The following is a 5,659-nucleotide window of genomic DNA, read 5'->3' as shown; positions in this document are numbered from 1 at the left end:
TACAGGTCAAAGTCAGCGAGAAAGGCGTCCATGCCCACGGTGTCGGTCAGCGCAATGCCCAGGTCGCCCCGGTATTCCTGCACCCAGTCTTCGAGTGCGGCTTTTTGAAAGTCGCGCAGCCGCACGCCCAGGGCCTGGTAGGTCTGCAAATACTCGTGCGCCATGGTGCCGATGGGCACCAGGTTCAAATCGCGCGCCAGCAGCACGTTGCTGGTGCCCCTGAACCACTGCGGAGCTTGCTGCGCAAAGGTCTGCACCACCTCGCGCTGCCAGGCGCCGCTGTAGCGGCGGCGCAGGCCAAAGTCGAACAGCTCGAAAGGGTGGCGCAGCGCGGCCTGCCGGGCCAGGGCCTGCAGCTGATGCACTTTGGCGGCCAGCCGTGCACGGCCGCTGGCGAGGGCCTGGGCCGCGTCAAAGCGGCGAAAGTACAGCTCGTTCACGATGGCCAGCACGAAGATCTCAAACCCCATCACATGCACCTGTGGGCCTTGCGCCACGATGTGCAGTTGCTCGCCCTCGGCCCAGGCGCTGATGAAACTGCGCTGGAACTGGAAGATGCGCAGGAAGTCCACAAAGTCGCTCTTGATGTAGCGCAGGCTGCCCACATAGGCCAGCTCTTCGGGCGTGAAGCGCAGGCTGCACAGGTGGTCCAGCGCAGCGTTCACCTCGGGCAGCAGCTCGGCCAGCGGGTAGGCTGGGGTGTTGCGGCACACAAAGCGGTATTCGCTTTGTGTTTGTGGGTGGCGGTGCAGCAGGGCCTGCCACATCGTGAACTTGTAGAGATCGGTGTCGAGCAGGCTGGTGATGACGGGGTTCATGATGATGCTCTTAAGTTGATAGCTGTTAGCGATTTATGGATAAGCGCTAGAGGCTGATTTGACTACTATTCTCAAGCCGCACACCCTGTGCGCGCATGGTGTCCAGAAAAGCCAGGTGCTCTGCCTCAAAGCCACCCACCGGGCTCATGCAGTCGGTCAGCAGCACGATGTGTTCGGGCCGGGCGCCGGTCTTCCTCAGGCGGGGCAGGTGCTGCACGATGTGCTCGGTGGTGGCGCGTACGCAGTGGCTGCTGGCTTCGCCTGCAATCAGCAGCAGGTCGGCAGTGTCGAGCGCTGCCAGCAGGCGGGTGTTGAGCATGGTGCCGGGGTCGTCGGCATCCACCACCTCGGCCTCAATGGCGCTGTAGTGTTCGGTCCAGGGGTTGGTGCCCTTGAACACGTTGTGCACCGCGCGCTGGCGCTGTAGCTGCCACTCGCCGCATGCGGACAGCACATCGGCATGCACGCCATGGCCCCAGCTGCCAATCTCGCAGTGCACGGGCCAGACCATGAGCGTGTAGCGGCCCTTGGCCTCCAGCGCATCCAGATAAGCCAGCGTGCGCGGTAGATGGGCTGCGTTGCGGGGCGCAAAGTCGCCTGCGCGCACCTGGGCGGCGGTGATAGGCGTGAACGGAGCCACGGCACATCCGTCAGCCTGTTGCCAGAAGCCGGGGTGCGCAATGTCGATGCGCTGGTGCGAATCGAGCGTGATGGTGATCTCATCGAGCTGCGCCGCGTGGGCGCGGATGAACGCGGCCAGCCGCTGCAGATCGGCGTGCGCGCCGGCCACCGGCAAGGTGGGGGCCATGCGCGAGCCGGTCAGCGGGTGCGTGGGTTGCCAATCGCTGGGCAGGTCGCAGAAATCGTTCTGCGGATCGATCACCAGAAGCTGGATGTTGCGTGCCATGGTCTTCTCCTTTGCGTTGGTGTCAGTGTAGTTTTGTTAAGTCAAAAATGCAACTAACTAGATTGCAACTGAATATCTTGCTGTCTCGTAGACTGTCAAAAGAAAGAAAAGGCGCTTTTGATTCCGCCCCCGTGGTGGTAGCCTTGTTTGTCCAAATCTGCACTGAACACTTGCCTGCCGACTCCCCCCATCCATGAAAGAAGCTCCCGCCGCACCCATCCTTTGCACGGTTGACGTAGTGCTGCTCACGCTGCAGCAGGGCAGCCTGCACGTTGCACTGCTGCGCCGGGACAGGGCGCCGTTTGCCGGGGCGCTGGCATTGCCCGGCGGCTACATCCATGCGCAAGAGGACGCCGATGCGCAAGCCAGCGCGGCGCGGGTGCTGCGCGAGAAGGCGGGCTTGAAGAGCCCGTACCTTGAACAGCTGGGCACGTTCTCGGGCCCGGTGCGGGACCCGCGGGGCTGGTCGGTGGCCGTGGTGTATTGCGCATTGGTGCCGCCCGATGTGCTGGTGCCAGCGGCCGACCGCGTTTCGCTGGTGGATGTGAATACGCTGCCGCCGCTGCCCTTCGACCACCGGCAGATCATCGACACCGCCGTGCAGCGCGTGCGCAGCAAAAGCCAGTATTCGTCGCTACCGGTGCATCTGTGCGCCGAGCCGTTCACTTTGCCGCAACTGCAGGCGGTTTACGAGGCGGTGCTGGGCGAAGCCATCAACAAGGTGAGCTTTCGCCGCAAGGTGGACGAGCTGGCCATGCTGGAGGCAGTGCCCGGCGCGCTGCAGACCGGCGGCGCGCACCGGCCCGCACAGTTGTACCGGGTACGCGCGGCGTTCCGTCAAAAGCTGTCGTTGAGCGCCCGGGGGTTGTAAAGCACCCCAGCGCCTGGTGGTGCGGCAGAAAAAAGTTGGACCCTGTCACGGAAATCTGGCACAAACGCAGCCGATGTGTCCCATGATCGCGGGGCTTGCACGGGCTTTGTCCGGGCAGGCCGGTCTGGGACAGGGCAGAACGGGTCGTGGCCGACCCCTGCGGTTCGATTCAGCGGCCGTTTGCTCCACCAACAACACGCCAGCCCACGGCTGGCCCTCGAGGGAGACTCATGTCTTTGCGGCTCAAATTCAATCTGGTGCTGGCGGCGGTGCTGCTGCTGGCAGCGGCCGGTGCGGGAATCTACGTGCACCGGTTCCTGCAGCAGTCGGCCATCGAGGAGGTGCAGCACAACTCGCAGATCATGATGCACTCGGCCATGGCGATTCGCGACTACACCACCGAGCTGGTCAAGCCGCACCTGGACGTGACGCTGGCTGAAAAGTTCTTGCCGCAGACAGTGCCCGCCTATGCTGCCACCGAGACCCTGCGCCGCCTGCAAAGCCGCTTTCCAGGCTACGAGTACAAGGAGGCAGTGCTCAACCCTACCAACCTGCGCGACCGCGCCAATGAATGGGAAGAGCGCGTCATCAACGACTTTCGGGACGGCAAGGCGGATTTGAAAAAGGAAGTGACCGGCGAAGTGGGCGACGGAATGCACCGCACGATGTATGTGGCGCGTGCCATCACCATCAAGCAGTCGCAGTGCCTGGCCTGCCACAGCACGCCGCAGGTGGCGCCGCCCACCATGATCAAGATCTACGGTGACAAGAACGGCTTTGGGTGGGGCATGAACGAAACTGTGGGCATTCAGGTGGTGAAGGTGCCGATGTACTTTCCGCTCGAAAAAGCGCGCCTGACGTTCAACACCGTGATGGGCGCGTTGGTGGCGAGCTTCGTGCTGCTGTTTGTGGTGCTCAACCTGTCGCTGTCGTCGCTGGTGATCGAGCCCATGGCCCGGCTCAACCGCAAGCTCGAAGACCTGGCCACCAAGGACTTTTTGACCGACCTGGTCAACCGCCGCCGTTTCTTTGAGAGGCTGGAGGCCGAGATGGCCGAGACGCGCATCAAGAAGAGCAGCCTGTCGGTGGTGATGCTGGACATCGACTTCTTCAAGCGCATTAACGACACGTTTGGGCATGACTCCGGGGACGTGGTGCTCAAGGCCACCGCACTGCGCGTGCGCGAGTTGCTGCGGTCATCCGACTGCGCCGCGCGGTTTGGGGGCGAGGAGTTCATCTTGCTGCTCAAGGAAACCCCGGTGGACGCTGCCATGGCCATGGCCGAGGCCGTGCGCGCCCGTATCGCCAGTGTGCCGTTCGACGCGGTGGGCCATGTCAGCGCCAGTTTTGGCGTGGCCACCTGGGACCACAAGGAAGACAGCCACGCCCTGATCAAGCGGGCCGACACGGCGCTGTATGTCGCCAAGTCCCGCGGCCGCAACTGCGTAGTGCAGGCCGAGGACTCTGTTTAGTCCTCTTGATCGCCAATAGGAAAGGTAGAAAAGGTCAGGCCGTGGCGGCCTTGACATCTTCGTAGGCCGTGCGGTAGCTGGCGGCCAGCGCCGTCTTCTGCTTTTCGGTCAGCAGCTTGCCCGCCATCTGGAAGAAGCGGTGTTCTTCTTCCTTCAAATGGTGCTCCACCTTGTCAGCCAGCTTCTTGGCCAGCGGCAGCCAGGTGGGGCTGGCGGGGTCCGCTTCTTCGAGCGATTCAATCAGCTCATCGAGCTGGTGATGCTCTGAAATGGCGTGGCGCGAAAGATCAATGCCTGCGTCGTGCGCCATCAGCGGAATGTAGAAGTGCCGCTCTTCCGCGAGTTCATGCGCTGTGAGTTCCTGTTTGAGCTGAGCAAAAAGCTCTTGCCGTTCAGGCGTATCGCCACTGGTTTCGACGAGCTGGCGGTATAGCGTGCGCTGCAGCTCATGGCTCTCGCGCAGGGTTTCAAAAATGTTGGCGGTCATGGGGGCTCCGGGGGCTGGTATTCGTCGGGTGTAAGGCGTTTAAAAGCTGTGGGCAGCGGTTACTTCAACACCTTGCGCGCAGCACCCACGCCGATGGCAGCAAGTATCACAAACAGCACGGCCAACACCAGGAACAGCACGAACAGCACCTTGGCGATACCGGCGGCACCTGCGGCCACGCCGGTAAAGCCCAGGGCGCCAGCGACCAGGGAGATAAGGGCAAAAACAATGGCGTACTTCAGCATGGGGCGCTCCTTGCGGTAGAGGGGCAGCAGGGTGCTGCGTTGGGGACGGATGCAGGCAACGATACCCAGCGCGCGCAAATTGCACCGTCGGCAAGTTTGGTAAGCGTTCGTAGGAGGGCGCCGATGGTGCAGGTTGCAGCCATGCCATGCAAAAGGCCCACGGGCCGTCCATTTTTGGACGAGCCGTGGGCCTTTTTGGAAGCTAGACAGTTTCGGGCGCTGGTCGCGCGGCTGGCTTACAGCCCCGCTGCAGCACGAAGTACTGCAGCTTTGTCGGTGCGTTCCCAAGTGAACTCAGGTTCTTCGCGCCCAAAGTGGCCATACGCTGCCGTCTTTTCGTAGATCGGACGCAGCAGGTCCAGCATCTGGATGATGCCCTTGGGGCGCAGGTCGAAATGCTCACGCACGAGTGCAGCAAGGCGCTCGTCCGACACCACGCCGGTGCCTTCGGTGTACACCGTGATGTTCATGGGCTCGGCCACGCCGATGGCGTAGGCCACCTGGATCTGGCACTGGCGCGCCAGGCCCGCGGCCACGATGTTCTTGGCCACATAGCGGGCAGCGTAAGCGGCGCTGCGGTCCACCTTCGTTGGGTCCTTGCCGCTGAAGGCGCCACCGCCGTGGGGGCAGGCGCCGCCGTAGGTGTCCACGATGATCTTGCGGCCGGTCAGGCCACAGTCGCCTTGCGGGCCGCCAATGACGAAACGGCCGGTGGGGTTGATCAGGTAGCGCGTGTTTTGCAGCCATTCCTTGGGCAGCACGGGCTTGATGATCTCTTCGATGATGGCTTCGGTGAACGAGGCCTTCATCTTGGTTTGCGTTTCGCTCTGGTCGGGGTGGTGCTGGGTGGAGAGCACCA

The 5,659-nt window shown here is 62.8% G+C and carries 7 protein-coding genes; 2 read left to right on the top strand and 5 right to left on the bottom strand.

Translation table 11 applies throughout. The annotated features are described in order from the left end of the window. Together pncB and ACK4OE_RS24905 are read right to left on the bottom strand one after the other, a co-directional pair. A partial coding sequence (pncB, locus tag ACK4OE_RS24910) for a nicotinate phosphoribosyltransferase (RefSeq protein WP_409889114.1) occupies positions 1-818 on the bottom strand: 818 nt, incomplete at its 3' end. Between the two features lie 46 nt (positions 819-864). Then, positions 865-1,725 carry a cysteine hydrolase gene (locus tag ACK4OE_RS24905; RefSeq protein ID WP_409889113.1) on the bottom strand — a complete coding sequence of 287 codons (861 nt, stop codon included), beginning with the start codon at positions 1,723-1,725 and terminating at the stop codon, positions 865-867. 193 nt (positions 1,726-1,918) lie between these two features. Between ACK4OE_RS24905 and ACK4OE_RS24900 the strand changes: the two genes are divergently transcribed. Further along, on the top strand, positions 1,919-2,596 hold the full coding sequence (locus ACK4OE_RS24900) for an NUDIX hydrolase (RefSeq protein WP_409889112.1): 678 nt from the start codon (positions 1,919-1,921) through the stop codon (positions 2,594-2,596). Between the two features lie 230 nt (positions 2,597-2,826). Continuing rightward, the gene (locus ACK4OE_RS24895; protein ID WP_409889111.1) at positions 2,827-4,068 is read left to right on the top strand and encodes a diguanylate cyclase; all 1,242 of its coding nucleotides are present in this window, start codon (positions 2,827-2,829) and stop codon (positions 4,066-4,068) included. 34 nt (positions 4,069-4,102) lie between these two features. On the opposite strand, the gene ACK4OE_RS24890 is transcribed toward ACK4OE_RS24895, so the two are convergent. The 3 genes from ACK4OE_RS24890 to ACK4OE_RS24880 all read right to left on the bottom strand — a co-directional run. Further along, positions 4,103-4,555, bottom strand: a complete 453-nt coding sequence (locus tag ACK4OE_RS24890; protein WP_409889110.1) for a hemerythrin domain-containing protein — start codon at positions 4,553-4,555, stop codon at positions 4,103-4,105. A gap of 59 nt (positions 4,556-4,614) precedes the next feature. Then, complete coding sequence (locus tag ACK4OE_RS24885) at positions 4,615-4,800, bottom strand: DUF1328 domain-containing protein (protein ID WP_409889109.1); 186 nt, start codon at positions 4,798-4,800, stop codon at positions 4,615-4,617. A 236-nt stretch (positions 4,801-5,036) separates the two neighbouring features. Next, a partial coding sequence (locus tag ACK4OE_RS24880; protein ID WP_409889108.1) for a methionine adenosyltransferase domain-containing protein occupies positions 5,037-5,659 on the bottom strand: 623 nt, incomplete at its 5' end.

Origin of the sequence: Acidovorax sp. (genome assembly GCF_046314175.1) — a bacterium.
Classification (GTDB): domain Bacteria; phylum Pseudomonadota; class Gammaproteobacteria; order Burkholderiales; family Burkholderiaceae_C; genus Acidovorax.
The sequence above is the reverse complement of the archived record's forward strand: the minus strand, read 5'-3'. Positions and strand labels throughout refer to the sequence as shown.

Excerpts from the sequence above, each read along its gene's own strand:
- ACK4OE_RS24905 (WP_409889113.1), bottom strand. The coding sequence starts at position 1,725 with ATGGCACGCAACATCCAGCTTCTGGTGATCGATCCGCAGAACGATTTC.
- ACK4OE_RS24900 (WP_409889112.1), top strand. The coding sequence starts at position 1,919 with ATGAAAGAAGCTCCCGCCGCACCCATCCTTTGCACGGTTGACGTAGTG.
- ACK4OE_RS24885 (WP_409889109.1), bottom strand. The coding sequence starts at position 4,800 with ATGCTGAAGTACGCCATTGTTTTTGCCCTTATCTCCCTGGTCGCTGGC.
- ACK4OE_RS24895 (WP_409889111.1), top strand. The coding sequence starts at position 2,827 with ATGTCTTTGCGGCTCAAATTCAATCTGGTGCTGGCGGCGGTGCTGCTG.
- ACK4OE_RS24890 (WP_409889110.1), bottom strand. The coding sequence starts at position 4,555 with ATGACCGCCAACATTTTTGAAACCCTGCGCGAGAGCCATGAGCTGCAG.